General features: G+C 67.1%; 28 protein-coding genes. 12 read left to right on the top strand and 16 right to left on the bottom strand.

All coding sequences use genetic code 11. The features are described 5' to 3' along the window. Positions 1-146 precede the first annotated feature (146 nt). Together NDB2M1_RS03515 and NDB2M1_RS03520 are read right to left on the bottom strand one after the other, a co-directional pair. The gene (locus tag NDB2M1_RS03515) at positions 147-1394 is read right to left on the bottom strand and encodes a threonine ammonia-lyase (protein WP_054120413.1); all 1248 of its coding nucleotides are present in this window, start codon (positions 1392-1394) and stop codon (positions 147-149) included. A 29-nt stretch (positions 1395-1423) separates the two neighbouring features. Further along, positions 1424-1804 carry a VanZ family protein gene (locus tag NDB2M1_RS03520; RefSeq protein WP_072379541.1) on the bottom strand — a complete coding sequence of 127 codons (381 nt, stop codon included), beginning with the start codon at positions 1802-1804 and terminating at the stop codon, positions 1424-1426. A 105-nt stretch (positions 1805-1909) separates the two neighbouring features. Between NDB2M1_RS03520 and NDB2M1_RS03525 the strand changes: the two genes are divergently transcribed. Together NDB2M1_RS03525 and NDB2M1_RS03530 are read left to right on the top strand one after the other, a co-directional pair. Beyond that, positions 1910-2818 carry an NAD(P)-dependent oxidoreductase gene (locus tag NDB2M1_RS03525; RefSeq protein ID WP_072379543.1) on the top strand — a complete coding sequence of 303 codons (909 nt, stop codon included), beginning with the start codon at positions 1910-1912 and terminating at the stop codon, positions 2816-2818. A 140-nt stretch (positions 2819-2958) separates the two neighbouring features. Beyond that, on the top strand, positions 2959-4653 hold the full coding sequence (locus NDB2M1_RS03530) for an amidohydrolase (RefSeq protein WP_253185750.1): 1695 nt from the start codon (positions 2959-2961) through the stop codon (positions 4651-4653). Between the two features lie 4 nt (positions 4654-4657). On the opposite strand, the gene gloA is transcribed toward NDB2M1_RS03530, so the two are convergent. Both gloA and NDB2M1_RS03540 read right to left on the bottom strand, forming a co-directional pair. Next, positions 4658-5068 carry a lactoylglutathione lyase gene (gene gloA, locus NDB2M1_RS03535; protein WP_072380097.1) on the bottom strand — a complete coding sequence of 137 codons (411 nt, stop codon included), beginning with the start codon at positions 5066-5068 and terminating at the stop codon, positions 4658-4660. Between the two features lie 57 nt (positions 5069-5125). Continuing rightward, positions 5126-5755: a hypothetical protein gene (locus NDB2M1_RS03540; protein ID WP_072379547.1), complete on the bottom strand. Its 630-nt coding sequence runs from the start codon at positions 5753-5755 to the stop codon at positions 5126-5128. Positions 5756-5922: 167 nt separating this feature from the next. Here NDB2M1_RS03540 and NDB2M1_RS03545 point away from each other — a divergent pair, with 167 nt between their 5' ends. Then, positions 5923-6483: a TetR/AcrR family transcriptional regulator gene (locus tag NDB2M1_RS03545; protein ID WP_072379549.1), complete on the top strand. Its 561-nt coding sequence runs from the start codon at positions 5923-5925 to the stop codon at positions 6481-6483. Positions 6484-6490: 7 nt separating this feature from the next. On the opposite strand, the gene tatC is transcribed toward NDB2M1_RS03545, so the two are convergent. From tatC to NDB2M1_RS03590, 9 genes are all read right to left on the bottom strand, one after another. Then, positions 6491-7273, bottom strand: coding sequence for a twin-arginine translocase subunit TatC (gene tatC, locus NDB2M1_RS03550; RefSeq protein WP_072379551.1), 783 nt, complete (start codon positions 7271-7273; stop codon positions 6491-6493). After that, entirely contained in the window at positions 7273-7701 is a 429-nt protein-coding gene (gene tatB / locus NDB2M1_RS03555; protein WP_072379554.1) for a Sec-independent protein translocase protein TatB, read from the bottom strand. Before tatB ends, tatC begins: the two co-directional genes overlap by 1 nt. A gap of 26 nt (positions 7702-7727) precedes the next feature. After that, the gene (tatA, locus tag NDB2M1_RS03560; protein WP_072379556.1) at positions 7728-7973 is read right to left on the bottom strand and encodes a twin-arginine translocase TatA/TatE family subunit; all 246 of its coding nucleotides are present in this window, start codon (positions 7971-7973) and stop codon (positions 7728-7730) included. A 58-nt stretch (positions 7974-8031) separates the two neighbouring features. Next, complete coding sequence (gene scpB / locus NDB2M1_RS03565; protein ID WP_072380099.1) at positions 8032-8616, bottom strand: SMC-Scp complex subunit ScpB; 585 nt, start codon at positions 8614-8616, stop codon at positions 8032-8034. Positions 8617-8624: 8 nt separating this feature from the next. Further along, a complete protein-coding gene (locus NDB2M1_RS03570) occupies positions 8625-9446 on the bottom strand; it encodes a segregation and condensation protein A (protein WP_072379558.1) in 822 nt (273 codons plus the stop codon). After that, the gene (gene nagZ, locus NDB2M1_RS03575; RefSeq protein ID WP_072379561.1) at positions 9443-10462 is read right to left on the bottom strand and encodes a beta-N-acetylhexosaminidase; all 1020 of its coding nucleotides are present in this window, start codon (positions 10460-10462) and stop codon (positions 9443-9445) included. Before nagZ ends, NDB2M1_RS03570 begins: the two co-directional genes overlap by 4 nt. Before the next feature lie 212 nt (positions 10463-10674). Next, positions 10675-11424: an SPOR domain-containing protein gene (locus NDB2M1_RS03580; RefSeq protein ID WP_072379563.1), complete on the bottom strand. Its 750-nt coding sequence runs from the start codon at positions 11422-11424 to the stop codon at positions 10675-10677. A gap of 4 nt (positions 11425-11428) precedes the next feature. Further along, a complete protein-coding gene (gene argS / locus NDB2M1_RS03585; protein ID WP_072379565.1) occupies positions 11429-13189 on the bottom strand; it encodes an arginine--tRNA ligase in 1761 nt (586 codons plus the stop codon). Positions 13190-13225: 36 nt separating this feature from the next. Next, positions 13226-13912, bottom strand: a complete 687-nt coding sequence (locus NDB2M1_RS03590) for a hypothetical protein (RefSeq protein ID WP_072379567.1) — start codon at positions 13910-13912, stop codon at positions 13226-13228. A 131-nt stretch (positions 13913-14043) separates the two neighbouring features. Between NDB2M1_RS03590 and ispH the strand changes: the two genes are divergently transcribed. From ispH to rnhA, 3 genes are read left to right on the top strand one after another with little or no spacing between them, the layout of a single operon-like run. After that, positions 14044-15024: a 4-hydroxy-3-methylbut-2-enyl diphosphate reductase gene (ispH, locus tag NDB2M1_RS03595; RefSeq protein WP_072379569.1), complete on the top strand. Its 981-nt coding sequence runs from the start codon at positions 14044-14046 to the stop codon at positions 15022-15024. A gap of 10 nt (positions 15025-15034) precedes the next feature. After that, positions 15035-16015, top strand: a complete 981-nt coding sequence (gene thrB, locus NDB2M1_RS03600) for a homoserine kinase (RefSeq protein WP_072379571.1) — start codon at positions 15035-15037, stop codon at positions 16013-16015. After that, entirely contained in the window at positions 16012-16443 is a 432-nt protein-coding gene (gene rnhA, locus NDB2M1_RS03605; RefSeq protein ID WP_054123839.1) for a ribonuclease HI, read from the top strand. Before thrB ends, rnhA begins: the two co-directional genes overlap by 4 nt. 24 nt (positions 16444-16467) lie before the next feature. On the opposite strand, the gene NDB2M1_RS03610 is transcribed toward rnhA, so the two are convergent. From NDB2M1_RS03610 to NDB2M1_RS03620, 3 genes are all read right to left on the bottom strand, one after another. Continuing rightward, a complete protein-coding gene (locus tag NDB2M1_RS03610) occupies positions 16468-16653 on the bottom strand; it encodes a YegP family protein (RefSeq protein WP_054123838.1) in 186 nt (61 codons plus the stop codon). Positions 16654-16731: 78 nt separating this feature from the next. After that, complete coding sequence (locus NDB2M1_RS03615; RefSeq protein WP_072379574.1) at positions 16732-17847, bottom strand: NAD(P)/FAD-dependent oxidoreductase; 1116 nt, start codon at positions 17845-17847, stop codon at positions 16732-16734. A 6-nt stretch (positions 17848-17853) separates the two neighbouring features. After that, on the bottom strand, positions 17854-18822 hold the full coding sequence (locus NDB2M1_RS03620; RefSeq protein ID WP_072379576.1) for an alpha/beta hydrolase: 969 nt from the start codon (positions 18820-18822) through the stop codon (positions 17854-17856). Positions 18823-18927: 105 nt separating this feature from the next. Between NDB2M1_RS03620 and NDB2M1_RS03625 the strand changes: the two genes are divergently transcribed. The 6 genes from NDB2M1_RS03625 to NDB2M1_RS03650 all read left to right on the top strand — a co-directional run bounded on the left by NDB2M1_RS03625 (position 18928) and on the right by NDB2M1_RS03650 (position 25308). After that, positions 18928-19416: an A24 family peptidase gene (locus NDB2M1_RS03625; RefSeq protein WP_054123835.1), complete on the top strand. Its 489-nt coding sequence runs from the start codon at positions 18928-18930 to the stop codon at positions 19414-19416. Between the two features lie 59 nt (positions 19417-19475). After that, positions 19476-20528, top strand: a complete 1053-nt coding sequence (cpaB, locus tag NDB2M1_RS03630) for a Flp pilus assembly protein CpaB (protein ID WP_054123834.1) — start codon at positions 19476-19478, stop codon at positions 20526-20528. 1 nt (position 20529) lies between these two features. Beyond that, positions 20530-22245 carry a type II and III secretion system protein family protein gene (locus tag NDB2M1_RS03635; protein WP_072379578.1) on the top strand — a complete coding sequence of 572 codons (1716 nt, stop codon included), beginning with the start codon at positions 20530-20532 and terminating at the stop codon, positions 22243-22245. A 14-nt stretch (positions 22246-22259) separates the two neighbouring features. Beyond that, positions 22260-22931 carry a CpaD family pilus assembly protein gene (locus NDB2M1_RS03640; protein ID WP_072379581.1) on the top strand — a complete coding sequence of 224 codons (672 nt, stop codon included), beginning with the start codon at positions 22260-22262 and terminating at the stop codon, positions 22929-22931. A 3-nt stretch (positions 22932-22934) separates the two neighbouring features. After that, positions 22935-24257, top strand: coding sequence for a pilus assembly protein CpaE (locus NDB2M1_RS03645; RefSeq protein ID WP_072379583.1), 1323 nt, complete (start codon positions 22935-22937; stop codon positions 24255-24257). Between the two features lie 79 nt (positions 24258-24336). Beyond that, a complete protein-coding gene (locus tag NDB2M1_RS03650) occupies positions 24337-25308 on the top strand; it encodes a type II secretion system F family protein (RefSeq protein WP_072379585.1) in 972 nt (323 codons plus the stop codon). Positions 25309-25313: the final 5 nt, after the last annotated feature.

The following is a 25313-nucleotide window of genomic DNA, read 5'->3' on the forward strand; positions in this document are numbered from 1 at the left end:
GCAACATGCCTCAGCCGGGCGATTGGTGAAAGAGCGATTAACCACCAAAGGTAGTTAATCGGCAAGGAATCGGCCGAGGTGTTGTGGACAGGCGGGCGGGCGTACCGAAACGGGATGCGCCCGCCCTGAAATCTGACGAAACAGGCTTAACCGAGCTCGACCTGCTGCACATCGTAGCCCTTGGCGCGCAGGCCCGCGACGAGGAGGTCGATCTGCTCGCGGTCGCGCGCTTCGCATTCGATCTCGGCGGTAAGCCCCTTGGCGGGGAGCGAGGTGAAGATGCGGTTGTGCCAGACTTCGAGGATGTTGACCTGGTGGCGGTTGAAGTCCTCCACCACCTTGAACAGCGCGCCGGGGCGGTCCTGCAGCGTGAGGCGCAGGCGCGCGAGGCGGCCCGAGCGGGCGAGATCGCGCAGCAGCACGTTGGCGAGGAGGCGCGTGTCGATGTTGCCGCCGCACAGGACAAGGCCGATCTTGCGGCCGGCAAAACGCTTGCGGTGGGTCATCACCGCAGCAAGGCCGGCAGCGCCGGCGCCTTCGACCACGGTCTTCTCGATCTGGAGCAGCACGGCGACGGCGGTTTCGAGCGCCGGTTCGCCGACAAGCACGATGTCGTCCGCGATCTTCCTGAGCACGGCGGAGGTGAAGGTGCCCGGCTCCTTGACCGCGATGCCTTCGGCGATGGTATCGCCGCCGCAGGGCAGTTCGAGGCCCTTGAGCCTGGCGTACATCGACGGGAACAGCGTGGCCTGAACGCCTACGAGGCCGATCGAGGGCTTCAATCCGCGCGCGGCGGTGCCCATGCCGGAGAACAGCCCGCCGCCGCCGATGGGGACGACGAGTGTCTCGAGTTCGGGCACGTCCTCCAGCATTTCGAGCGCGACGGTGCCCTGCCCGGCGGCGACATGCGGATCATCGAAGGGGTGGACGAAGGTCAAGCCGCGCTCGGCTTCGAGCTGGCGCGCGTAGGCATAGGCTTCGTCGAAAGTCTCGCCTTCGAGCACGACATTGCCGCCGACGCTTTCGGTCTGCATGATCTTCACCGTCGGCGTCGTGCGCGGCATCACGATGGTGACGGGCATGCCGAGCCGCGTGCCGTGGTAGGAGAGGCCCTGCGCGTGGTTGCCTGCCGAAGCCGCGATCACGCCTTTCGAGCGCTGCTCTTCCGACAGCTGGAGCAGCGCGTTCAATGCGCCGCGTTCCTTGTAGGCGGCGGTGAACTGCAGGTTTTCGAACTTGAGCCAGATTTCCGCGCCGGTAATCTCGCTGAGCGTCTTGCTGTGGAGCGTGGGCGTGCGCACGACCTGCCCGGCGATCCGCGCGGCAGCGGCGCGCACATCGTCGAGGGTCAGCAGCGGAGCGGCGGTTGTGGCCGAAGTCGGGGCAGTGCTCATGGGCCAAGGCCCCTAGTCTAAACCTGCCCTCAAGGGAACCTTCGTTCCGCCTGGCGGGCGCGGCGAGGCAGATTCATTGCGTGGAGCAGTGCCAGGACGGCAACGATCGCGATCGTATCGGCGATCCAGTCCTGAATGTCGCAGTCGCGGTGCAGCGAAGGGATCGACTGCAGCACTTCTACCAACGCACCGAGGAACGAGAGCCGCTCGGCAAGCCGTGTCTTCGGGAAAGCCGGAAACGCGAAGGTGCCGAGGAACGCCAGCGTGCCGAAGGCGAGCATGTGCTGCGCCTTGTCTCCGAATTCGCGGAAATGCGGCGGGGGCGGCAGCAGCGCCAGCGTGAGCGCGGAGGCCAGACAGACCCAGAAGGCAATCTCGGCAAAGCCGACGTATCTTTTGCGGTGCAGCATGATGTCGGAGCTAGACCGACCGCCCCTTGCCGCCAAGTACAATTGCATCCGCCGGTACGCGAAGGGGGCTGGCGGCGCGCGGCAAAGCGGTTAGAACCCGCTGCCATGACCGACGCAACCACCACTCCGCTCAATGTCTCGTTCCTCGGCCTTGGCGTGATGGGCGGGGCCATGGCCCGCCATCTCGGCACCGCAGGCCACACGCTGACCATCTACAATCGCACGCCGGCGCGCGCGGAAGCGTGGCAAGCCGCGCATCCGGGCCTTGCCGCGCGCGTCGCCTCCAGCCCGGCAGAAGCTGCCGAGGGCGCGGATGTGGTGATCACCTGCGTCGGGAACGATGACGACTTGTCGGATGTCGTGCTGAGCCCCACCGGCGTTTTCAGCACCTTGCGCCGGGGCGCGCTGTTCATCGACCATACCACCGTTTCGGCGCGGATTGCCCGCCAGATCGCGGTCGAGGGGCGCGACAAGGAACTGCTCTGCGTCGATGCGCCGGTAACCGGCGGGCAATCGGGCGCGGAAGCGGGCACGCTTTCGATCATGTGCGGCGGCAGCGAGAAGGCGGTCGATGCGGCGCGTCCCGTGCTGGCGGCCTATGCCAAGCGGGTGACGCATGTCGGCAAGCCGGGCGCCGGACAGACCGCGAAGATGGCCAACCAGATGTGCATCGCGGGCGCCATCGCGGGCTTGTCCGAGGCGATCCGCTTTGCGCAGGCGGCGCGGCTCGATCTCGACAAGGTGTTCGAGGCGATCTCGGGCGGCGCGGCGCAATCGTGGCAGATGGACAACCGCTGGCACACGATGGCGAAGGACGAATTCGACTTCGGCTTTGCGGTCGACTGGATGCGCAAGGACCTCGGGCTCGCCATCGAGGAAGCGCGCAGCGTGGGAGCAAGCGTGCCGACCACGGCGCTGATCGACCAGTTCTACGCCGACGTGCAGGCGCTGGGCGGCGGTCGGCAGGATACGAGCGCGCTGATCCGCAGGCTGCCGCGGCGGGGGAACGGGTGATGCGAGCTTTGCGCTTGCCGCTGCCCACCCCCGACCCCTCCCGCAAGCGGGAGGGGGGTACGAAGGGAACTGCGTGCCGCAAGCGGGAAGGTAGAAGCAAGCGAAACGGGCTCCCCTCCCGCTTGCGGGAGGGGTTGGGGGTGGGCCTCGCAGCGCTCGCCATTGCGCTTGGCAGTGCCGCCCATGCCGACACCCTCGTCGACAATGTGCAGGGCCAGACCATCGGCGCGGACGGCCATGTCGAGCGGTTCAAGGCCCTGGTGTTCGATGATGCCGGGGTGATCAAGACGCTGATCCGCGACGGCGAGAAGACGCCGAAGAAGGGGTTTCAGTACCGCATCGACGGCAAGGGTCGCCTGCTGCTGCCCGGCCTGATCGACGCGCATGTCCACGTGATGAGCACCGGCTTTGCCGCGTTGACGCTCGATCTTTCGGAAACGAACAGCCTTGCCGAAGCGCTCGAGAAGATCGCCGCCTATGCCAAGGCGCATCCGGACCGGCCGTGGCTGATCGGGCGCGGGTGGAACCAGGAGCGCTGGAAGCTGGGGCGGTTCCCGACGGCCGCCGAGCTCGACAGCGTGGTGGCCGACCGGCCCGTGTGGCTGGAACGCGCGGATGGCCATGCCGGGTGGGGCAACAGCGCGGCCTTGAAGGCAGGCGGGGTGACGGCGGCGACGCAGGCGCCTTCGGGCGGCGAGATCATCCGGCTGGCCGACGGCAGCCCGGCGGGCGTGCTGGTCGATAACGCCTCGAACATTGTCGCCGCCAAGGTCCCGCCGCCGACGCCGCGCGACTATGACGCGGCCTTTGCCCTCGCCCAGCGCGATTTCTACCGACGCGGCCTGACCGCGGTGGCCGACATGGGCACCGAAATGGCCGACTGGCAAACCTTCCGCCGCGCGGGCGATGCCAACACGCTCTACGTGCGGATCATGGCCTATGGCGCCGGGATCGACGGCACGATCCAGATCGGCGGCCCCGGCCCCTCCCCCTGGCTCTATGCCGACCGGCTGCGGCTGGGTGGCGTGAAGCTCTACATGGACGGCGCGCTGGGTTCGCGCGGGGCGTGGCTCAAGGCGCCCTATCACGACAAGCCCGATACGCGGGGGCTGCCGCGGCTGACGCAGACCCAGCTCGGCAACCTGATGAGCCGCGCGGCGATGGACCAGTACCAGATCGCCGTCCACGCCATCGGCGACGAGGCCAACGCGGTGCTGCTGGGCGCGATGGAGGACCTTTCCGCCACCTACAAGGGCGACCGGCGCTGGCGGATCGAGCATGCGCAAGTGATCGATCCCGCCGATTGGCCGATTGCCGAGCGAGTGGCAAAGTCGGTCGGGCTGATTGCTTCGATGCAGCCGGTGCACCAGACCTCGGACCGCCTGATGGCCGAGGCGCGGCTCGGGCCGGAGCGGCTTTCGGGCGCCTATGCCTGGGCTTCGGCCAAGGCGCATGGTGCGGTGCTGGCGTTTGGCTCGGACACGCCGGTCGAATTGCCCGATCCCTGGACCGGCATCGCCGCCGCGATCAGCCGGATCGACGAGAACGGCCAGCCCGCGGGCGGCTGGCAGGCGCAGGAGCGCGTGAGCCGCGAGACGGCGCTGGCGGGCTATACCGCCGACGCCGCCTATGCGGGCTTTGCCGAGAAGCGCTTCGGCCGTCTGGCTCCGGGCGAGCGCGCCGATTTCATCTTCGTCGATACCGATCCGATGACCGCGACACCCGAAGCGATCCGCAAGACCAAGGTGCTCGAAACCTGGGTCGGCGGCGGCAAGGTGTGGGATGCGGCAAAGCCCGAAGGCGGCGCGGCGGGCGCGGAGCCGGTGAAGCGCTGATCGCTCAGCCGAGCCAGCTTTCCGGACGTTCGATCAGTTCGATGCGGTAGCCATCGGGATCGGCGAGGAAGGCGATCGTTTCGCCGGGATCGCCTTGCAGCGGGCCGGGCGCGCGCACCACCCGGGCGCCGCGCGCTGCGGCCTCGACGGTGAATGCGCGGATATCGGGCACGCCGATGGCGATATGGCCATAGGCGGTGCCCGGCTCGTAGCGCGTGATGTCCCAATTGTGGGTCAATTCGATCACCGCACCGGTCTGTTCCGGCGCGAAGCCGACGAAGGCGAGCGTAAAGCGGCCTTCGAGGAAGTCCTGCCGGCGCAGCAGGGTCATCCCCAGCATGCCGACATAGAAATCGAGCGCGCGGTCGAGATTGCCGACGCGGAGCATGGTATGAAGGAGACGGGGCCGGGCCATCATCGGCACTCCCGGTTGCGGCAGGCCGCCCGTTGCAGCAGGCGGCCTGGCCATGGGTCAGCGGAAGAAGGGCGAGTGGAGCAGGCGGCTGGCGTCCTTCACCGGCGCGGCATCGAACAGCCGGGTCGTGTAGGCGACATCGAGCTGCTTCGCCTCGGTCGGGAAGTAGTCGACGGCAAACCGCGTCGCGTTTTCGATCGTGTCGAAGGCATAGAAGCCGCCGACCGACTGGGTGTGGACGCCCGAGAGCCAGGTCTTGTGGAGCAGGCCGGGCTGGGCCTTGAGGATGGGATTCATCGCAGCCCACGGCGCCTGCGCGAAGGGGGCGGAAATCTGCACTTCGGTATAGACGAAAGCACCCGGCTCGGCGCCAAGCTCGCCGCCGAAGTGCAGCGAATTGAGGTAGCGGCTGGCCTCTTCGACGACCGAGCCGTCAAACACGCGAGTGGTTTGCGCGGCATCGAACACGCGCGCCTCGCCGGGGAAGTAATCGGTGACGAAGCGCTTGGCATTGGCCACGCTGTCGAATTCATAGAAGCCGCCGACCGACTGGTTGCGCAGCCCGGCGAGCCAAGTCTTGTTGCGGAAGCCGGGCTGCTGGAGAATCTTTTCGTTGAGCGCGCGCCAGGGCGTTTCGGCAAAGGGCACGGAGAGCTGGAGTTCGGTGTAGATGAATGCCTTGGACATGTAGGGTCTCCTCGGACGGTGAAGGACGCAGGCTTCGGCGGACTCCGAGGCCTTGTGATTTGCGCCACGACCGTTATATAACGACCGTGATTTTCCATTTATGTAACGATCGCTATTTCGTCAAGGCGAAAAAATAACGATCGCTATTTTCTGAGAGGCATGATGCTATGGCCCGCCCCAAGGGATCGACTTCCGATGCGCACGAACGGCTGCTGGCGGCCGCCGGGAGGGGCTTTCGCAGCGGGGGTTATGGCGGCGTGGGAGTAGACGGCCTCGCCAAGCAGGCCGGGCTGACCTCGGGCGCCTTCTATGCCTATTTCGGATCGAAGGCGGAGGCATTCCGGCAGGCGGTGCGCGCGGGCATCGGCGATCTTGCGGCGGGCATCCGACGGTTCCGCGGCGAAGGCGACAATTGGCGCTCGCGCTTTATCGATTTCTACACGACCGAGCGCGTGAGCTGCGACATTACCGAAAGCTGCGCGCTGCAGAGCCTGACGAGCGATGTCGTCCGCTCGGATAGACAGACGCGCGAGGATTACACAGCCGGGCTCGAACAGGCGATCAGCGCGCTGGCGGACAGTGCAGAACCGGCCGCACGCGCATCGGCCATCGCCATGCTGGCCCTGCTTTCGGGCGGCACGGCGATGGCCCGAGCGGTGAACGATCCCGTTCTGGCAGAAGAAATCGCCGCCGCCATGCGGTCAGCAGCGGAAAGTTTGGGAACCTGATAGCGGATCAGGCCCCGATCGCTTCGGCCTTCGCCTTTTCCTCGGCGTCCTTCTTTTCGGCAAAGCGCATCACGACGAGCGTGCCTTCGAACAGGATCATCAGCGGGATCGCGAGCATCAGCTGGCTGAGCACGTCGGGCGGCGTGATCACGGCGGCGAGGGCGGTGATGCCGACGATGACATAGCGCCGCGCCGCCACGAGCTGCGCGCGGGTGACAATGCCGGCGCGGTTGAGCAGCATCAGCAGGACCGGCAGCAGGAAGCTGATGCCGAACGCGAAGATGAACTGCATGACGAGATTGAGGTACTCCTCGATGCCCGGCAGCGCTTCGAGTTGCAGCCCGCCCTTGTCGCCCTGGAAGCCGATGAACCAGCGGAAGGCGGTGGGCATCACCACGAAGTAGGCGAGGCTCGCGCCCATCGTGAACAGGATCGGCGTTGCAATGAGGAAGGGCAGGAACGCCTTCTTCTCGCGCGCGTAGAGCCCGGGCGCGATGAAGGCCCAGAGCTGGTTGGCGATGATCGGGAAGCTGACCAGAAAGGCGGCGAACAGTGAGACCTTGAGATCGACGAAGAAGGCCGAATAGAGCTTGGTGTAGATCAGCTTGCCCTGCCCCGCCGGGAAGGCATGGGCGAGCGGCTGCACCAGAATGGCGAGGATCTGGTTGGCGAAGTAGAAGCAGCCGAGGAAAGCAATCGCGAGCGCGTAGACGCAGCGCAAGAGGCGAGTGCGCAGCTCGAGCAAGTGGTCGAGCAGCGGGGCCTGCGTCTCGTCGATATCGCTGACCATCATGCCGCGCCCTCCGCCGGGCCGCGCGCTCGCTCGGGCCGCTGCGAGATGGGAAGCATTTCGCCCACCGGCTCCGTGGGTGCGACGGCGGCGACCTCGGGATCGATCGGTGCGGGCAGCGGGGTCATCAGGGGCGGCGGATCGTTCTGGTCGGTCGCGGCTTCGACGGTCTGGCCTGCGGCGGGGTCAGGCGTCGGATGTGCGGCCATGATCGCCGCGTTCTGTTCCTTCCACTTGCGCTCCATCTCCTCCATTTCCGCCTCGCGGATCATGGTTTCGATGCCGGCGCGGAAGTGCCCGGACACGCGGCGGATCTTGCCGATCCAGCGGCCTGCGGTGCGCAGCGCGAGCGGCAAGTCCTTGGGACCGATGACGATGATCGCCACGATCACGACGAGCAGCATCTCGTCTGGCGCAATGCCGAACATCGGATCAGGCCTGAGGTGTCAGAAGGTCAGGCAGCGGGGCCGGAGCCGGTCTGCTCAGCCTGCTGGGCAGGCTGCGCGGGGGCGACGGGCTGCGGCGGGATCTGCGCCGGGGGCTGGACGAGCGGCGTATCGGTGCCCTCGCTCATGCCCTGCTTGAAGCTTTTGATACCCTTGCCGAAATCGCCCATCATCTCGGAAATCCGGCCGCGACCGAACAGGATGAGGACCACCAGCGCCAGAATGATCAGATGCGGAAGGGACAGACCGCCCATGGGAATTCTCCTTTATGCCCCTTCAGATAGGACATGTTTGGCGAAACTGCCAGCAACCTCACGCAGATTCGTCAAGCTCGGATGCACTATCGGCCTCATCGTCCATTTGGCCGGCGAACACCGCCTCGACCGGATCGAGCAGCCCGGCGGCGCGCAATTCCTCGATTCCCGGCAGATCCCGCCGCGATTCGAGGCCGAAATGGGCGAGGAATGCGGGCGTTGTCGCGTAGATCGTCGGGCGGCCCGGCCCTTCGCGGCGGCCTGCAACCTTGATCCAGCCCGCCTCCATCAACACGTCCAAGGTGCCCTTGGCGGTCTGCACGCCGCGGATCGCCTCGATCTCGGCGCGGCTGACGGGTTCGTGATAGGCGATGATGGCAAGCGCTTCGGTGGCGGCGCGCGAGAGGCGGCGCACGTCTTCGCGCTCACGGCGGAGCAAGTGGGCGAGATCGGGCGCGGTCTGGAAATGCCAGCGGTCGCCGCGCTGGACGAGTTCCACCCCGCGCCCGGCATAGTGCGCGGCGAGGGTTTCGAGCGCATCGCCGAGGTCTGCGCCGCCGAGATGGCGTGAAATCTCCTCGGCGGTCATCGGCGCTTCGGCGGCGAACAGCGCCGCCTCGACCGCGCGTTCGACCTCGTTCATCGCCAAAGTCATTGAACGCACCGGCGCAGCATGAGCGGCGCGAACGTGGCTTCCTGCGCGAGTTCGACCTTGCCTTGCTTGGCAAGTTCGAGTGCGGCGACGAAGCTGGAGGCGAGCGCCGAGCGGGCGAGGCGCGGGTCGGCGTCCGGTTCGTGCTGGGGCAGGAAGCTGGTGAGCGCGGTCCAGTCGATGGCGACGCCGAGCAGCGCCTCGACGCGGGCGATGGCGGCCTCGAGCGTCATCACCGGGCGCGCGCGGACCATGTGGACCACCGGGCGATTGCGGTGCTGGACGTGCCCATAGGCTTGCATCAGCGTAAAGAGATCGCAGTGCCAGCGCACTTGCCGGTCAATGCGCAGTCCCTCCGCTGCGCCGCGCAGGAACACATCGCGGCCCAGGCGGTCGCGCGCCATGAGACGGGCGCCGGCCTCGCGCATCGCGCCGAGACGCTGGAGGCGCAGCTGCAGACGGAGCGCCAGTTCCTCAGGGCTCGGCTGCACTTCGGGATCGCGCGGGAGCAGGAGCAGCGATTTCAGCCACGCCAGCCACGCGGCCATGACGAGGTAGTCCGCCGCGAGTTCCAGCCGCTGCGCCCCCGCACGCTCGACGAATTCGAGGTACTGATCGACCAGCGCGAGGATCGAGATCTTCCTGAGATCGACCTTCTGCCGCCGCGCGAGATCGAGCAGGAGATGGAGCGGGCCTTCCCAGCCGTCGATGGCGAGAGTCAGCGTGTCCGTCTCGTCGGCGCGCGCTTCGGGGGGCACATCGAGCGCTGCCTCGTCCCAATCGTCCGCTTCGAGCGGCGCGAGGGCGGCTTCTTCCATCATGCCGCGAGGGCCAGCAGCCGGTCGCGCGTGGCGGTGCGTTCGGCCTGACGGGCGTAGTCCACCGGGGCGCTGAAATCGCCGGTCGCGGCGAGCGCGCGGTCGAGCCGGGCGGCAGTGGCTTCGGACATCGGCGCGAGCGCCTTGGCAATGCCGACCATGTCGTCCATCTTCGCCCAGCAGTTGAGCGCGATATCGCAGCCCGCCGCCAGCGCGCGCGCGGCCCGGTCTGGCACGGCACCGCCGAGCGCCTGCATGTCGAGATCGTCGGTCAGCAGCAGGCCATCGAAGCCGATGCGGGTGCGGATCACATCGCGGATCACGGTGGCAGAGAGCGTTGCCGGGTTGTCCGCATCCCACGCCGTGTAGCGCACGTGGCCGGTCATGCCGATAAGGCTGTCCTTCAGGCTGCGGAAGGGCGCGATATCAGTTTCAAGCTCGGCATCGCTGGCGGTGACGGTGGGCAGTTCCTTGTGGCTGTCCACCCCCGCGCGGCCATGGCCGGGCATGTGCTTGATAACGCCTGCAACGCCTGCCCGGCCCAATCCTTCGAGCATGGCGCGGCCCAGCGCGGCCACGCGCAGCGGCTCGTGGCCGAGCGCGCGGTCGCCGATCACGTCGTGCGCACCTTCCTGCCGGACATCGAGCAGCGGCAGGCAATCGACGCTGATCCCGGCCTCGGCGAGATCGAGCCCCAGCGCCTCGGCATGGGCGCGCGCGGCTTCGATCGCGCTGATCGGGGCGATGTCGTAGAGCTTGTCGAATGCCGCGCCGGGGGGATAGGCCGCCCAGACCGGCGGCTTCATCCGCGCGACGCGGCCGCCTTCCTGATCGATGCAGATGAAGGTGCGCTCCCGCCCGTGGAGCGCGCGCAGTTCATCTGTCAGCGCGCGCAGCTGCGTGCGGCTTTCGACATTGCGGCCGAACAGGATGTAGCCCGCCGGATCACAATCGCGGAAGAAGGCGCGCTCGTCATCGCTGAGAGTGAGGCCCGAGAGGCCGAAGATCGCCGGGAGCATGGGCAAGGGTTTGCGCAAAGCCCGCTTGCGCGCAAGGCTTGGGGGTGTGGATGGTGGGGAAAAGGGGGAAGAACCCCTCCGTCAGCCCTGCGGGCTGCCACCTCCCCATTTGCGCCTGCGACGAAAATGGGGAGGACCTTCTTGATCCTATCCATTTTTGCGAAGCACAAATGGGGAGGTGGCTCGCGAAGCGAGACGGAGGGGTGCTTAGATCAGCGCTTGACCTGGCACTTGAGCCCGCCGGCCTGCAGCTTCGCGCAGAGCGCGTTGGCGGCGGACAGATCGCCCGCGACGGCCTGAAGACGGAACACGGTGGCCATGTCAGCCTTGCCCTCGATCACGCGGTGAGAGAGGCCATTGAGCGCATCGTGCGCGGTGACCAGCTTCGACCAGCCGGCTTCGGCGGAAGCGGCGGTCGAGAAGGCGCCGACTTGCACGCCCACACCCGAGGTGGGTGCGGCTGGTGCCGGAGCGGAAGCGGACGGCTTGGGGGCGGGCGCCGGTACGGGCGCGGGCGCATTGCTGCCGGCAAGGGTGGCGACGGGCTTCTCGCCCTCGCTGACCTTGAAGCTGGCATCGCCGGTGCCCTGGAAGGTCTTGCCGCCCGGATCCTTGGGCGCGATCTTGTAAGGCTCCTTGCTCGCCTCGATCAGGCTGCCGTCGGCCGAAGCAGCGGGGCCGCCGCGGTGGGTAAACCAGTAGATGCCGCCGACGAGCGCGGCCAGCAGCAGCACCGCCAGCACACCGAAACCGATCATCCGGCTGTTGTCAGGCTCCGCGTCATCGAAATCGACATCGTCGGCGCTTTCAAGCCAGGGCAGACGTTCCTCGTCACCGAGCGCGAGACGATCATCCGGCGCGCTTTCGAACATCGCATCATGCGCCTCGTGCGCCGCGTGCTCCGCCGTCTCGCCCCAGCCCTGAAGCTGGCCCTCGTTCTCGTCCCCTGCGCCGGTAACCATCGCGTCAAAGCTCCTCGGCGGCCTCCACCCCTAGTATGGCCAGCCCGTTCTTTACCACTTGCCCGATTTGAAGGCCGAGGAAAAGACGCGCCGATGTCAGCGCTGCATCCTGTGCCACAATGAAGCGCTTGTCCGGGCGGTCATTCCCGACGTTCCAATAGGCATGGAAGCCCGCAGCGAGGTCGTAGAGGAAGAAGGCCACGCGGTGCGGCTCGCGCGCGGCGGCGGCCGCCTCGACAATCCGCGGGAACTGCGCGGCGAGCTTGATCAGGCCGAGTTCTTCCTCGCCCAGCAGGGCGACATGGTCTGCCGAGGGCGCAAAGCCTTCCGCCGCCGCCTTGCGCAAGGTCGAGCGGATGCGGGCGTGCGCGTACTGCACGTAGAACACCGGGTTGTCCTTCGAGGCTTCGACCACCTTGTCGAAGTCGAAATCCATCTGCGCATCGGGCTTGCGGGTGAGCATGGTGAAGCGCACCACGTCCTTGCCGACCATCTCGACGACATCTGCGAGCGTGACGAAATTGCCCGCGCGCTTCGACATCTTGAACGGCTGGCCGCCCTTCATCAGCTGGACCATCTGGACGAGCTTGACCTCGAAGGGCTTCGGCGTGCCGCTGTCCGCACTGGTCAGCGCGGCGACGGCGGCCTTGATCCGCTTGACCGTGCCGGCATGGTCCGCGCCCCAGATATCGACGAGCGCATCGGCGGCCTGTGCCTTCTGGAAATGGTAGGCGAGGTCCGCGCCGAAATAGGTCCATGCGCCGTTCGACTTCTTGATCGGGCGGTCCTGATCGTCGCCGAACTTCGTCGAGCGGAAGAGCGGGAGCGCGACCGGTTCCCAATCCTCGGGCGTCTTGCCCTTGGGGGCTTCGAGCTCGCCATCATAGACCAGATCATGCGCGCGCAGCCAGCTTTCCGCGGCGTCGACCTTGCCCGAGGCCTGCAGTTCGGCTTCGGACGAGAAGAGATCGTGGTGGATGCCGAGCGTGGCGAGGTCGTCGCGGATCATGTCCATCATCGCGGCGACGGCGCGGGTGCGGAAGAGGACGAGCCAGTCAGCTTCGGGCGCGGCGGCGTACTGGTTGCCGAACTCGGCGGCGAGCGCCTGCCCGACCGGCACGAGGTAGTCGCCCGGATAGAGCCCTTCGGGGATGGTGATCGCCTCGCCCAGCGCCTCGCGATACCGCATGTGGACCGAGCGGGCGAGCACATCGACCTGCGCGCCGGCGTCGTTGACATAATACTCGCGCGTCACGCGGTGCCCGGCAAATTCGAGCAGGCTGGCGAGGGCATCGCCGACCACGGCGCCGCGGCAGTGGCCCATGTGCATCGGGCCAGTGGGGTTGGCCGAGACGTATTCGACGTTGACCATGGACCCACCGCCCATCGCGGAGCGGCCATAATCGCCCGCCTTGGTGGCGATCAGGTGCAGTTCGTTCAGCCACGCGCTGCCGGCCAGCCGCAGGTTGATGAAGCCCGGCCCGGCGATCTCGGCGGAGGCGACGCGGGGTTCCTTGGCGAGTTCCTCCACCAGCAGCGCGGCGAGTGCGCGCGGGTTGGTGCCGGCAGGCTTGGCGAGCACCATCGCCGCGTTGGTGGAGATATCGCCGTGGCTTGCCTCGCGCGGCGGCTCGCAGGTCACGCCGCTTCGCGCCAACCCCTCCGGCAGCGATCCGGCGGCGACGAGCGCATCGAGCGCGCGGTCAATCACGCCGGCGAAATCGGCGAACAGGGGGAGAGCGGAAGCGTTTGCGGTCTCAGTCATGCCCGCGCCGTTAGCCGAAGCGGGATAGGCCCGCAATCAACGCGTGGCGTTGTACTTCAGTTGATCGTCGGTCAGCTGGAAGCCGACCAACTGCTCGAAGCTCGCCTTGGCGAGCGCGGCGCGGACTTCGGGCAGCGCGAGCGGATCGGTCGCGGCGTCGGCCTGGCCGGGCTTGCGCTTCTTGGTGAGGAGCTTGCGCACATTGGCAGGCAGCGTCGCCTCGTTGCGGTCCACGACCGAACCCGCGCGGCCCACGGCCTGCGCGCGTTCCTGACCATCGGCGAAATCGAGCGTGATCGTGCCGAGGCGCTTGGCGATCACGACATTGCCGCCGCGCATCACGGCGGAGAAGTAGGGCAGCGTCACCCGGCGCGCGCCGCGCGTGTCGGTACGGCGGGCGAGAACGTCGAAGGTGACTGCGGTGTCGAGCTGGGTCGCGCCCTTGCTGTCGTCGCAGGTGCCGCGCAGATTGGTGATCGCGGCGGTGACGTCGATCGCACCAGCATCGCTGCGGCCGGGCGCGGAGAACAGCGTGATGTCGCCGGTCATTTCCGGGATCTCGACCAGCGGGCACGGGCTGCGCAGCGCCGTGACGCCGACACTGTCGTCCACCACCAGCTCGCCGCCGCCGCCCTTGCAGGCGCCGAGCATGCCCGCGAGGGCGAGCGCAGCCAGCGGAGCAAGGCGCCGGAACGTGGCTGGGCGGAAGGCGGACGAGGTCATTCAGGCATCCTTGGGCAACTTGAAGCGCATCCTCTAGCCACCGTGCCCCCTTGGTGCAATGCTGCATCCCCGGTCATGGTGCCTTCTTGGCGGGTTTGCGAGAGGCCGCCCGCCTGCTAAGGTCGCTTGCGATGACCACCACCGTTTCCGCTTCGCCCGATGCCCCCACCGCAGCGCTTGCCCCGCTCAAGCTGCTGATCGCCGCCCCGCGCGGCTTCTGCGCCGGGGTCGACCGCGCGATCGAGATCGTCGAGCGCGCGCTGGACCGCTATGGCCAGCCGGTGTTCGTGCGGCACGAGATCGTGCACAACCGCTATGTGGTCGATGGCCTCAAGGAAAAGGGCGCGATCTTCGTCGAGGAGCTCGATGAAGTGCCCGATGGCTCGCCGGTGGTGTTTTCCGCCCATGGCGTGCCCAAGACGATCCCTGCGACCGCCACCGAGCGCGGGCTCGACTGGCTCGATGCGACTTGCCCGCTGGTGAGCAAGGTGCACCGCCAGGCCGAACGTCATGTCGAGGCCGGGCGGCATATCCTGTTCGTGGGCCACAAGGGCCATCCGGAAGTGATCGGCACGATGGGCCAGGTGCCGGACGGCGCGATCACGCTGGTCGAGACGCTGGAAGACGTGGCTGCGCTCGCCTTTCCGGAGGGCACTCCGCTCGCATTCCTTACCCAGACGACGCTTTCGGTCGACGACACGCGCGAGATCGTGGCGGCCTTGCGCGCGCGGTTCCCAGAGATCAGTGGCCCGCGAGCAGAGGATATCTGCTACGCGACGTCCAACCGGCAGGCCGCGGTCAAGGCGATTGCCGAGCGCTGCGACCTGCTGCTGGTGATCGGTGCGCCGAACAGCTCCAATTCGCTCCGCCTCGTCGAAGTGGCCGAGCGCGAGGGCACCAAGGCCCGGCTGATCCAGCGCAGCAGCGAGATTGATCCCGCATGGCTTGAGGGCGTCGAGACGCTGGGCCTCACCGCCGGGGCCTCCGCGCCCGAAGTGTTGGTGCGTGAAGTGATCGACCGCTTGCGCGAATGGCGCGCGGTGGAGGAAGAGACCGTGACAACCACGGTCGAGAAGATGGTGTTCAAGCTGCCCCGCCAGCTTACCGAGTAAGCCGGGAATCATGGCCGTCTACACCCACCTCGGCGCGGAGGAGATGTCCGCGCTGATCGCGCGTTTCGACGTGGGCACGCTGGTTTCCGCGAAGGGCATTGCCGAGGGCGTATCCAACAGCAACTGGTTGCTCGAAACCACGGGCAAGGATGGCGCGAGCGCGCGGTTCATCCTGACGATGTACGAATTTCGCATCGAGCTGGAGGACCTGCCCTACTTCCTCTCGCTGCTCGATCATCTGGCCGCCAAGGGCTGCCCGGTGCCGCGCACGATCCATGACCGCGAGGGCAATCTCTTCGTCAGCGAGTACGGCCCGAACGGGGACAAGGCACTGGCGCTGATCGAGTATCTGCCGGGGGTTTCGGTGAGTACGCCGACGGCCGGGCAGGCGCGCGCGGTGGGGGCCGAGCTGGCGCGGCTGCATCTGGCGGCGGCGGATTTTCCGGCCAGCCGCGCCAATGGCATGGGCGTGGCGGAATGGCAGCGGCTGGCGGCGGCGTGCGGGCCGGAGGGGCTGGCGCGGATCAATCCCGAACTAGCGGAAATTGTCGCCAGCGAGCTGCCGCGCCTTGCGGCAAGCTGGCCCGCAGACCTGCCCGCCGGCGTGATCCATGCCGACTTGTTTCCGGACAATGTGCTGATGCTGGGCGACAAGGTCACCGGCCTGATCGACTTCTACTTCGCCTGCAACGACCTGATTGCCTACGATCTTGCCGTGACTCATGTCGCGTGGTGCTTCGACAAGAACGATGCGTTCCAGCCCGATGTCTCGCAGGCTTTGATCGAGGGCTATGAAAGCGTGCGCCCGCTTTCGGCGGAAGAACGCGCCGCGCTGCCGCTGCTGGGGCAAGGCGCGGCGATGCGCTTTGCGATGAGCCGCGCGTGGGACTGGCTGAACACGCCGGCGGATGCGCTCGTGACGCCGAAGGACCCGATGGGTCCGGCGCGGCGGCTGGGCTTCTACAAGGCCAACCCGCAGGTCTTCGCATGAAGCATGTGCAGATCTTCACCGACGGCGCGTGCAAGGGCAATCCCGGCAAGGGCGGCTGGGGCGCACTGCTGCGGATGGGCGAGGCGGAGAAGGAACTTTCGGGCAGCGAGCGCGAGACGACCAACAACCGCATGGAACTGATGGCCGCGATCAAGGGGCTGGAGGCGCTGAAGGCACCCTGCCAGGTCACGCTCCATACCGACAGCCGCTACGTGCTCGACGGAATCACCAAATGGGTGTTCGGCTGGCAGAAGAAGGGCTGGAAGACGGCCGATAACAAGCCGGTCAAGAACGAGGACTTGTGGCGCGCGCTGCTGGCCGCGGCCCGCCCGCACAAGATTGAATGGGTGTGGGTGAAAGGCCACGACGGCCACCCCGAAAACGAGCGTGTGGACAAGCTCGCAAGCGACGCGGCGATCGCGGCCTGACCCTGCGATCAGAGGCCGCGTCGATCAATCGTCGGTGGTGGTGTCGACCACTTCGGCGCCGGGGCCGTTCTTGAGCACCGACTCGATGGCGTTCTTCGCGCTGGCCTTCGACTTGTAGCCTTCGGTCCAGAAAATCGTCTCGGCATTGTGGCAGAAATAGGCGACGAACTCGCCCGCCTTGTTCTTCCGGATCTCGAAACGGTGCGCCATCGGATTAACCCTCCCTGGTAAATCTACCTAAACGCTCTTTACCACGCGGTGACCTTGTTGGGAGTCCGAATTGCGCCGCTAAGCGCGAAACCGGGCGGGCGCGTAGATCTCCGCAGCGATCGATGCGGTCATCGCATCGCGCGGGAGGCCGAGCAGCAGCTGCGCGCCGAGGCGGGCGGCGGCGGGTGCGGTCTGGATGCCGAAGCCGCCCTGCCCGGCAAACCAGAACAGGCCTTCGCGCGCGGGATCGAAGCCGTAGACCGGCAGGCGATCGGGCGAGAAGCTGCGCAGGCCCGCCCAGCGGCGCTCCAGCGCGCGGATGTTCCAGTCGACCGCCTGCTCCATCCGGTCGATTGCCATGGCGATATCGAGTTCTTCCGGCGCGGCATCGCGGGGCACGTCGGGTGTCTCGTCGTGCGGGGAGAGCCAGAGCCGGTCGCCTTGGGGGCGGAAATAGAAATCCTCGTCGAAGCTGAGGGTCAGCGGCAGCGTTGCAGGCGGCGGGGGATCGATGCGCAGCTGCACCATCGAGCGCCGCATCGGCTGGATGCCCAAGGGTGCGGCACCGGCCAGCTGCGCTACCGGATCGGCCCAGGCCCCTGCGGCATTGACCAGCAAGGCGGCGCGTGCGCTGCCCGGTCCGGCGGCGCCGTTCCATGAGAGCGTCCACTCGCCGCCGCTGCGCTCCGCGCTGTCGAGCCGCGCGCGAACCCTGAGAACGCTGCCGATCCTGCGCGCGGCGGCGAGGTAGTGCTGGTGCATCGCGGCGACGTCGATGTCCGCGCATTCGGGTTCCCATGCGCCGATGATCCATTCGGGGCGCAGCCCGGGCACGATCTGCTCGAGCCGCTCGCGCCCGATCAGCTCGATCCGCGCGCCGGCCTCGAGGAATTCCGCGACGAAGGCTTCGGCCTTGGCGCGGTGGTCCTCGCGCCCGATGTGGAGGCCGCCGCGCGGGCTGAGGAAGCCGTGCTCCGCCAGCCAGTCGCCCGATGCTGCGGTGAGCGGATAGATCTTCGGCCCGCCGATAGTCTCATGCCAGAACGCGGCGGAGCGGCCGGTGGTGTGGTAGCCGGGGGTATCCTCGGCCTCGATCAGCAGAACGCGGGCGTGGGGGGCGCATTCGGCGGCGAGGCTGGAGCCCGCCATCCCTGCGCCGACAATGGCGACGTCGAACGTTTCGAGAGCACTCACCCGTGATTACCCCGCCCTGGCCGGGACGGCGCGGTCGAGGAAGCTGGTGATCGCGGCCATGACCTGTCGGCGCACGGGATCGGCTTCGCGCAGCAGTTCGTGGCGCGCCTCGGGGCCCCATGCGACGAGTTCGCCGCGCGGCAGGCGCTCGGCGGCCCGCTCGATGGCGGGCCACGAAACCAGCGCATCCCTCCTCGCGGCGAGCAGCAGCACCGGTGGAACCACCGCTTCGAGCACGCCGGGCGCGCGCAGGCTCTCGATCGAGGCGGCGGCGCGCTCGACCCAGCGCCAGCTGGCGGGGCCAATGTCCAGTTCGGGCCGCGCGGCGCGCCACCACAGCTCATCCGAATAGCGTTCCAGATCGTGGGTGAGGAGGGTCATGCGCTCGTCGCTTGCCGAACCGGGCTTCTCGCTCGATTCCCAGGCCATGCGTTCGGGGTTACCGATCAGGCACATCAGCTTTCCATAAACATGCTGAACAAACTGCGGAATCGCGGTGACGAATCCGAGCATCGGGGCGCTGAGCACGACCGCATCGGGACTGGCCGCGCCTTCCGCCACGCCGCGCAGCACGAGGTGCCCGCCCATCGAATGCCCGGCCAGAACGTGCGGTCCGGGCGTCGTTCGCACCCAGTCTGCCCACAGCGCGCCAAGATCGGCAATCCAGATCGAGAAGTCGGCGATATGGCCCACGATGGGGTTTGCGGTCATGCGGCCCGAAGCGCCCTGCCCGCGCCAGTCGGCGGCGCTGACATGCCATCCGGCATTGGCCCATTCCACCAATGATTCCAGATACTTCTCGTAGAAATCGGCGCGTCCGGGCATGAACAGGATGGAGCCGCGCGGGCGCACTCCGGCGGGCGGATCAATGGCGATGCGGCGGATCTCGTGGCCATCGGGCAGCGCCCAGCGCCACTCGCGCGCCGAGGCGGGAATCGATCGCCGCGTATCGCCACTTGCCAAGCCTGCGTTCACGCCACAACTCCTGTCACGATACCTTGAACGCGTCCGCAAATGCGCGGAATTGCGGCGCCCGTTTGGTTACCGTTTGGTAAGTGATTGTCCCGTATGAGACCACTCATGCAGGGAACTCACATCGTTTACGGACTGGTCGGGGCCTTGGCAATCGCGCTGACGATTGCCGCGATCACCGATATCCGCCGCCGCCAGATCGACAACTGGCTGAACGCCGCGATCGCGCTGGGCGCACCGCTGTTCTGGTGGGCGTCCGCCCTCCCGCTTTGGCCGGGTGTCGCGCTGCAGCTGGGGCTCGCCGTGGTTACTTTCTTCGCGCTGGCCGGCCTTTTCGCGCTGAAGGCGATGGGTGGCGGCGACGTGAAGCTGCTCACCGCACTGGCACTGTGGATGCCCGCGCTGCTGTTCCTCAAGCTGCTGGTCATCATGGCGCTCGCAGGCGGCGTGCTGACGATCACGATGGGCATGTGGCACATCGCCCGGCGCCAGAAGGACAAGCTCAAGATTCCCTACGGCATCGCCATCGCGACCGCCGGGCTCTGGATCATCACGACAACCGATTGGACCGCAGTTCACGCTCCTTTGGCGGGCTGACGCTATCTTAACCATTTTGCCCGAAACAGGCGGGCAGAACTAACGGCAGGATTGAAGCCATGGACAGGAAGAAGCTGTTGCTGCTGGTGGGGGCGCTGATCGTGGCGATCGGTACGGCCTTTGCTGCCAGAAGCATGTTTGCGGGCGCCGCATCGCCGCAAGCAGCGGCCGCCGCGAAGGTGCAGATGGGCGCCAAGGTGCTCGTCGCCAACCGCGCGCTTCCCGCCGGCACGATCATCACGGCCGACGCCATGGGCTATCAGCCCTGGCCGAAGGACCTTGTCCAGGACGTCTACTTCACCGAAGACAAGACCGACATGTCGAAGCTGCTCGGCACGGTCGTACGCCATCCGATCACGGCGGGCGAACCGGTGACGCAGGGCAGCCTCGTGGCTCCCGGCGACCGCGGCTTCCTTGCCGCCGCACTCGGGCCGGGCATGCGCGCGGTCACCATTCCGGTGAGCGCGCGTACCGCCGTTGCGGGCTTTGTCTTCCCCGGTGACCACATCGACCTCGTGCTCACCCAGTCGGTGAAGGGCGTGGGCCAGACGCTCAAGACCGCCGAGACGATCCTCAAGAACCTGCGCGTGCTCGCCACCGACCAGTCGACCGAGCAGGAGCAGATCGAGGGCAAGACCCGCGTGCGCACCTACAGCACCGTCACGGTCGAAGCCACGCCCAAGATCGCCGAGAAGATCGCGGTGGCGCAGACCATCGGCACGATTTCGCTCTCGCTGCGTTCGCTGGCCGACAACACGAGCGAACTCGAACAGGCGCTCGCCAGCGGTCAGATCAAGATCCCCGCGGGCGCCAGCAAGGCCGAAGAGGAGCGCATCCTCAAGCAGGCGGTCACCAAGCCGATCGAGGCCGATGGCAACAGCTATGTCTCCGGCGGCGATGTCTCGCGCTTCCAGCCGAAGAAGGTGACCGATCCGGCTGCCGCCGCGCAGGCGGTGGCCAAGGCGATCTCCTCCTTTGGTCAGCGGCCCATGCCGATGCCCGGCACCGGCGGTTCGATGACGGATGCCGCCCGCGCCATGTTCTTCCCCGGTCCGGTGGTCCGTGTGACCCGTGGTCGCGACACCACCGAAGTCAAAGTGGGAGCGAAGTGAGATGAACACGACCGCTCCCCTCAAGGCCCAGATTCCGCCCGCGAAAGGCATGACCATGAAGGCCCGTATCGCATCCAAGCTGCTCCCGCTCGCTGCACTCGCGGTTCCGCTGGCGCTGGCCGCGGCCCCCGCGCCGGTCGCGGCCCAGTCGGTGACCAGCCCGGCCCGCAGCATCGCGATCTCGATCGGCCGCGGCCAGCTCGTGACGCTGCCCGGCAAGATGACCGACGTGTTCGTCGCCAACGACCAGGTGGCCGACGTGCAGGTGAAGTCCACCAACCAGCTCTACGTGTTCGGCAAGTCTGGCGGCGAGACCACCGTCTATGCCAGCAATTCGAACGGCGATGTGGTGTGGTCGGCCAATGTCCGCGTCGGCACCAACATCGACAGCATCGACCAGATGCTGAAGCTGGCGATGCCCGAAGCGCGCATCGTCACCTCGACGATGAACAACACCGTGCTGCTCACCGGCACGATCGCTGCGCCCGAGGATGCCGCCGAGGCCGAGCGCCTGGTCAAGGCATTCGTCGACACGAAGACGACGGTGATCAGCCGCCTCAAGATGGCGACCCCGCTGCAGGTCAACCTCCACGTGAAGTTCGCCGAAGTGAACCGCTCGCTGGTGCGCCAGATCGGCTCGAACATCACGACGATCGATGGCAGCGGCAAGATCACGAAATGGGGCCTCAACACCGGCCGCGGTCCGGCGTCGACCTTCACGACCGATCCCAATCTGCCGCTGGGCATCGGTTCCAGCGTGACGGGTCAGACCTTTGATGAGACCGCGATCACAGCCGCAAATCCACGGGGCGTCGTCACACGGCCCGGCACCAACGTCACCCCGCTGCAGGGGCAGTCGACGCTCGCCGTGATGGGCAAGCTGTTCGGTCTCAACGTGCTTTCGGCGCTCGATCTGGGCGAGACGATCGGCCTTGTCACCAGTCTTGCCGAGCCGAACCTCACCGCGCTTTCGGGTGAGACGGCCAACTTCCTCGCGGGCGGCGAATACCCGATCCCGATCTCGACCGGCCTCGGCAACACCGCGATCGAATTCAAGAAGTATGGCATCAGCCTTGCCTATACGCCCACGGTTCTCTCCAATGGCCGGATTTCGCTGCGCGTGCGGCCGGAAGTCTCCGAACTTTCGTCCGACGGCGCGATCATCAGCAACAGCTTCCGCGTCTCCGCGCTCACCGTGCGCAGCGCCGAAACGACGATCGAACTTGGCTCGGGCCAGAGCTTCATGATCGCCGGCCTGCTGCGCAACAACGCGCAGGACACGATCACCAAGATGCCCGGCGCGGGTGACCTCCCGATCCTCGGTTCGCTGTTCCGCTCGACCTCGTTCCAGAAGGGCGAGACCGAACTGGTCATCATCGTGACCCCCTATCTGGTGAACCCGGTCGACGCGAGCGAGATCAAGCTGCCGACCGACGGTTTCAAGTCGGCCACGGCGCTCCAGCAGGTGCTCGGCCATCTCGAATCCGACGGCGTGACCGGCGGCGACCGCCCCAAGCCGACCGAAAAGTCCGGCACGGTCCAGTCGAACGGTCCCAAGGTCAGTGCGCTCGACGCCCCGGCCGGCGATGCGCCAAGCATCGATGCAGCCTTGCCTGCCGCGCCTGTCGCACCGGCCGCCGCGCCGCCCAAGAGCAGCCGTTCCACCCGCAATCGCCAGGCCAGCGCCGATGTCGCGCCCGGCTTCAATCTCAAGTGAGAAAGGGCCAAGCCATGTCCATCCCTATGCCCCGCATCCAGGGTACTGCCCGGGTCCTTCTCCTTGCAGGCATGCTGAGCCTGCCGCTGGCGGCGTGCAACGCGCCCTCGGCCGAACTGAACCGCAGCCTTGAGAGCGTGCACCAGCCGGTCGTCCAGCGCAGCAGCTTCGTGTTCGATGTCTCGACGCTGCCCGGCGGCGGCCTCGCCGTGTCCGAACAGCGCCGCCTTGCCGGCTGGCTGGATGCGCTCGACCTCGGCTATGGCGACCGCATCTCGCTCGACGATCCAGTCGATTCCGACCAGACCCGCGACTCGGTCGAAAAGGTGGCCGGCCGCTTCGGCATTCTCCTCGCTGCGGTTGCCCCGGTGACCGAAGGCGCCATCGCGCCGGGCACGGCCCGCGTCGTCGTCTCGCGCACCGAGGCCTATGTCCCCGGCTGCCCGGACTGGGCGACCAAGGTCGACAACAAGAACAGCAGCGCCACCTCGTCGAACTATGGCTGCGCGATCAACGGCAACATGGCCGCGATGGTCGCCAACAAGGAAGACCTTGTGCGCGGCACCAAGGGCATGAGCACCACGCTGGTCCAGAGCAATACGAAAGCCATCCAGACCTGGCGCGAGACGCCGCCCACGGGTGCGCAGGGCCTGAAGGTCATTTCCAGCAAGTCCGGGGGTAACTGATCGATGAGCGCGACCTGGAAAACCGCCAACCGCGACATGTTCGCGGCCTTCATGTGCGACGATGCCGCGCTCGACGTGCTGCGTCCGGTCACGGTCGACATGGGCTGGCAGCCCGAAAAGTGCAACAAGGGCGGCCTGCGCAATGCGATCCAGTCGCTCTCGATCGCGGCGAGCCCGGCGATCCTGATGGTCGACCTTTCGGAAAGCGGCGACCCGCTGAGCGATATCAACGCGCTGGCCGAGGTCTGCGAACCCGGCACCGTGGTGATCGCGGTCGGCCAGGTCAACGACGTGCGCCTCTACCGCGACCTGCTCGCATCGGGCATCCAGGACTACCTGCTGAAGCCGCTCACGCCGGGCCAGGTGCGCGATGCGCTGGTGCAGGCGCAGGCGATTTTTGCCGCGCCCAAGTCGGCTGACGGCGGGGCGACCCAGCGCCACGTCTCGACCGCCGTGGTCGGCACGCGCGGCGGCGTCGGCGCCTCGACCATCGCGACTTCGCTGGCGTGGCTGTTCAGCAGCGACCACCGCATGCCGACCGCGCTGCTCGATCTCGACGTGCACTTCGGCACTGGCGCGCTCACGCTCGATCTCGAGCCGGGCCGCGGCCTCACCGACGCGATCGACAATCCGAGCCGCATCGACGGGCTGTTCATCGAACGCGCGATGATCCGCGCCAACGACAACCTCGCGATCCTTTCGGCCGAAGCGCCGATCAGCGCCCCGCTGATGACCGACGGCAGCGCCTTCGTCCAGCTGGAGGAGGAATTCCGCCACGCGTTCGAAATGACGATGATCGATCTGCCGCGCAACATGCTGATCAACTTCCCGCATCTGCTGGCGGACGTGAACGTGGTGGTCGTGGTCACCGAGCTCACCCTCGCCGGTGCGCGCGATGCGATCCGCCTGCTGTCGTGGCTCAAGTCCAACGCCAAGCATGCCGAGACGATCGTGGTGGCCAACAAGGTCCACTCCGGCATCGGCGAGATCAGCCGGTCCGACTTCGAAGCCTCGATCGAGCGCAAGATCAACTACGTCGTGCCCTATGACATCAAGGCGGCGGCCAATGCGGCCAAGCTGGGCCAGACCTTCGTGGCCGCCAATCGCGCCAGCAAGGCGGGCGCGGCGATGCGCGATCTGGGCACCGCGATCATCGCCACCGGCACCGATGGCGAAGTCGTCGAGGTGAAGGGCAAGGGCAAGGCGAAGGACAAGGCCGCGGACAAGGGCGGCGACGCGGCGGCAGGCAAGACCTCGCTGCTCGGCAAGTTCGATTTCAAGAAGATCCTCCCGTCCGGCAAGGCCAAGGCCGGCACCCCCGCATGATCCGCAGCCGGCGCATGGCCCCCATCCGGGACCCGCGCGCCGGTCTCGCACGTACTGAAAGAACTGGCAGGACCCGGCAATGAACATGATGCAACTCGTGATCCTTGGCCTCGGCGCTGCGCTGGTTCTCGTGCTGATGGCGCTGGCGCTGAGCGGTCCCTCGGCCAGCCGCGAAGCATCGCGCCGCCTGCAGACCGTGCGCTTCCGCCATTCGGAAAGCGCGGTGGACAAAGTCGAGGCGCAGTACCGCAAGGCTGTCGCCAACCGCAAGCCGACCACGTTCAAGAAGGCGGGCTCGGGCTCGCGCCTCGAAGCGCTGGCGCTGCGCCTGCACCAGACCGGCAAGGGCTGGACGCTCACCCAGTATGTCTATGCCTCGCTCGGCCTCGCCGTCGGCGTTGCGCTGCTCGTGTTCCTCAGGACCGGTGCGCCGCTGCTGGGCCTTGGCGTCGGCGTGCTGGTCGGCGCGGGCATCCCGCACTGGATGGTCGGGCGCGCGATCAACAAGCGCAAGAAAGGCTTCGTCGCGAAGTTTCCGGATGCGCTCGAGCTGCTCGTGCGCGGCCTGCGCTCGGGCCTGCCGATCACCGAGACCTTGACTGTCGTTGCGCATGAATTGCCCGGCCCGGTCGGCGAGGAATTCAAGCTCGTCACAGACCGCATCAAGGTGGGCCGGACCATGGAGGAATCGCTCCAGGAAACCGCCAACCGGCTCGACATGGCCGAGTTCAGCTTCTTCTGCATCACGCTGGCGATCCAGCGCGAGACGGGCGGCAACCTCGCCGAAACGCTGGCGAACCTTGCCGACGTGCTGCGCAAGCGCGCACAGATGAAGCTCAAGATCGCGGCGATGAGCTCTGAATCCAAGGCTTCGGCCTATATCGTCGGCTCGCTCCCGTTCATCGTGTTCGCGCTGATCTATTCGATCAACCCGCGCTACCTCGGGCAATTCTTCGTGGACGAGCGGCTCATCATCGCTGGCATCGGCGGCCTCATCTGGCTGGGCATCGGCGCCTTCATCATGAAGCAGATGGTCAACTTCGAGATCTGAGAGCA

Origin of the sequence: Novosphingobium sp. NDB2Meth1, assembly GCF_900117425.1 — a bacterium.
Classification (GTDB): Bacteria; Pseudomonadota; Alphaproteobacteria; order Sphingomonadales; family Sphingomonadaceae; genus Novosphingobium.

Bases quoted from the DNA above. Each gene is read 5' to 3' on its own strand.
- rnhA (WP_054123839.1), top strand. From the start codon at position 16,012: ATGAAGCATGTGCAGATCTTCACCGACGGCGCGTGCAAGGGCAATCCC.
- NDB2M1_RS03640 (WP_072379581.1), top strand. From the start codon at position 22,260: ATGTCCATCCCTATGCCCCGCATCCAGGGTACTGCCCGGGTCCTTCTC.
- NDB2M1_RS03610 (WP_054123838.1), bottom strand. From the start codon at position 16,653: ATGGCGCACCGTTTCGAGATCCGGAAGAACAAGGCGGGCGAGTTCGTC.
- NDB2M1_RS03590 (WP_072379567.1), bottom strand. From the start codon at position 13,912: ATGACCTCGTCCGCCTTCCGCCCAGCCACGTTCCGGCGCCTTGCTCCG.
- NDB2M1_RS03635 (WP_072379578.1), top strand. From the start codon at position 20,530: ATGAACACGACCGCTCCCCTCAAGGCCCAGATTCCGCCCGCGAAAGGC.
- NDB2M1_RS03545 (WP_072379549.1), top strand. From the start codon at position 5,923: ATGGCCCGCCCCAAGGGATCGACTTCCGATGCGCACGAACGGCTGCTG.
- NDB2M1_RS03525 (WP_072379543.1), top strand. From the start codon at position 1,910: ATGACCGACGCAACCACCACTCCGCTCAATGTCTCGTTCCTCGGCCTT.
- NDB2M1_RS03520 (WP_072379541.1), bottom strand. From the start codon at position 1,804: ATGCTGCACCGCAAAAGATACGTCGGCTTTGCCGAGATTGCCTTCTGG.
- NDB2M1_RS03515 (WP_054120413.1), bottom strand. From the start codon at position 1,394: ATGAGCACTGCCCCGACTTCGGCCACAACCGCCGCTCCGCTGCTGACC.
- gloA (WP_072380097.1), bottom strand. From the start codon at position 5,068: ATGGCCCGGCCCCGTCTCCTTCATACCATGCTCCGCGTCGGCAATCTC.
- NDB2M1_RS03580 (WP_072379563.1), bottom strand. From the start codon at position 11,424: ATGGTTACCGGCGCAGGGGACGAGAACGAGGGCCAGCTTCAGGGCTGG.
- NDB2M1_RS03570 (WP_072379558.1), bottom strand. From the start codon at position 9,446: ATGATGGAAGAAGCCGCCCTCGCGCCGCTCGAAGCGGACGATTGGGAC.
- thrB (WP_072379571.1), top strand. From the start codon at position 15,035: ATGGCCGTCTACACCCACCTCGGCGCGGAGGAGATGTCCGCGCTGATC.
- tatC (WP_072379551.1), bottom strand. From the start codon at position 7,273: ATGGTCAGCGATATCGACGAGACGCAGGCCCCGCTGCTCGACCACTTG.
- tatA (WP_072379556.1), bottom strand. From the start codon at position 7,973: ATGGGCGGTCTGTCCCTTCCGCATCTGATCATTCTGGCGCTGGTGGTC.
- NDB2M1_RS03625 (WP_054123835.1), top strand. From the start codon at position 18,928: ATGCAGGGAACTCACATCGTTTACGGACTGGTCGGGGCCTTGGCAATC.
- scpB (WP_072380099.1), bottom strand. From the start codon at position 8,616: ATGAACGAGGTCGAACGCGCGGTCGAGGCGGCGCTGTTCGCCGCCGAA.
- NDB2M1_RS03645 (WP_072379583.1), top strand. From the start codon at position 22,935: ATGAGCGCGACCTGGAAAACCGCCAACCGCGACATGTTCGCGGCCTTC.
- ispH (WP_072379569.1), top strand. From the start codon at position 14,044: ATGACCACCACCGTTTCCGCTTCGCCCGATGCCCCCACCGCAGCGCTT.
- cpaB (WP_054123834.1), top strand. From the start codon at position 19,476: ATGGACAGGAAGAAGCTGTTGCTGCTGGTGGGGGCGCTGATCGTGGCG.
- NDB2M1_RS03650 (WP_072379585.1), top strand. From the start codon at position 24,337: ATGAACATGATGCAACTCGTGATCCTTGGCCTCGGCGCTGCGCTGGTT.
- tatB (WP_072379554.1), bottom strand. From the start codon at position 7,701: ATGTTCGGCATTGCGCCAGACGAGATGCTGCTCGTCGTGATCGTGGCG.
- NDB2M1_RS03540 (WP_072379547.1), bottom strand. From the start codon at position 5,755: ATGTCCAAGGCATTCATCTACACCGAACTCCAGCTCTCCGTGCCCTTT.
- nagZ (WP_072379561.1), bottom strand. From the start codon at position 10,462: ATGCTCCCGGCGATCTTCGGCCTCTCGGGCCTCACTCTCAGCGATGAC.
- argS (WP_072379565.1), bottom strand. From the start codon at position 13,189: ATGACTGAGACCGCAAACGCTTCCGCTCTCCCCCTGTTCGCCGATTTC.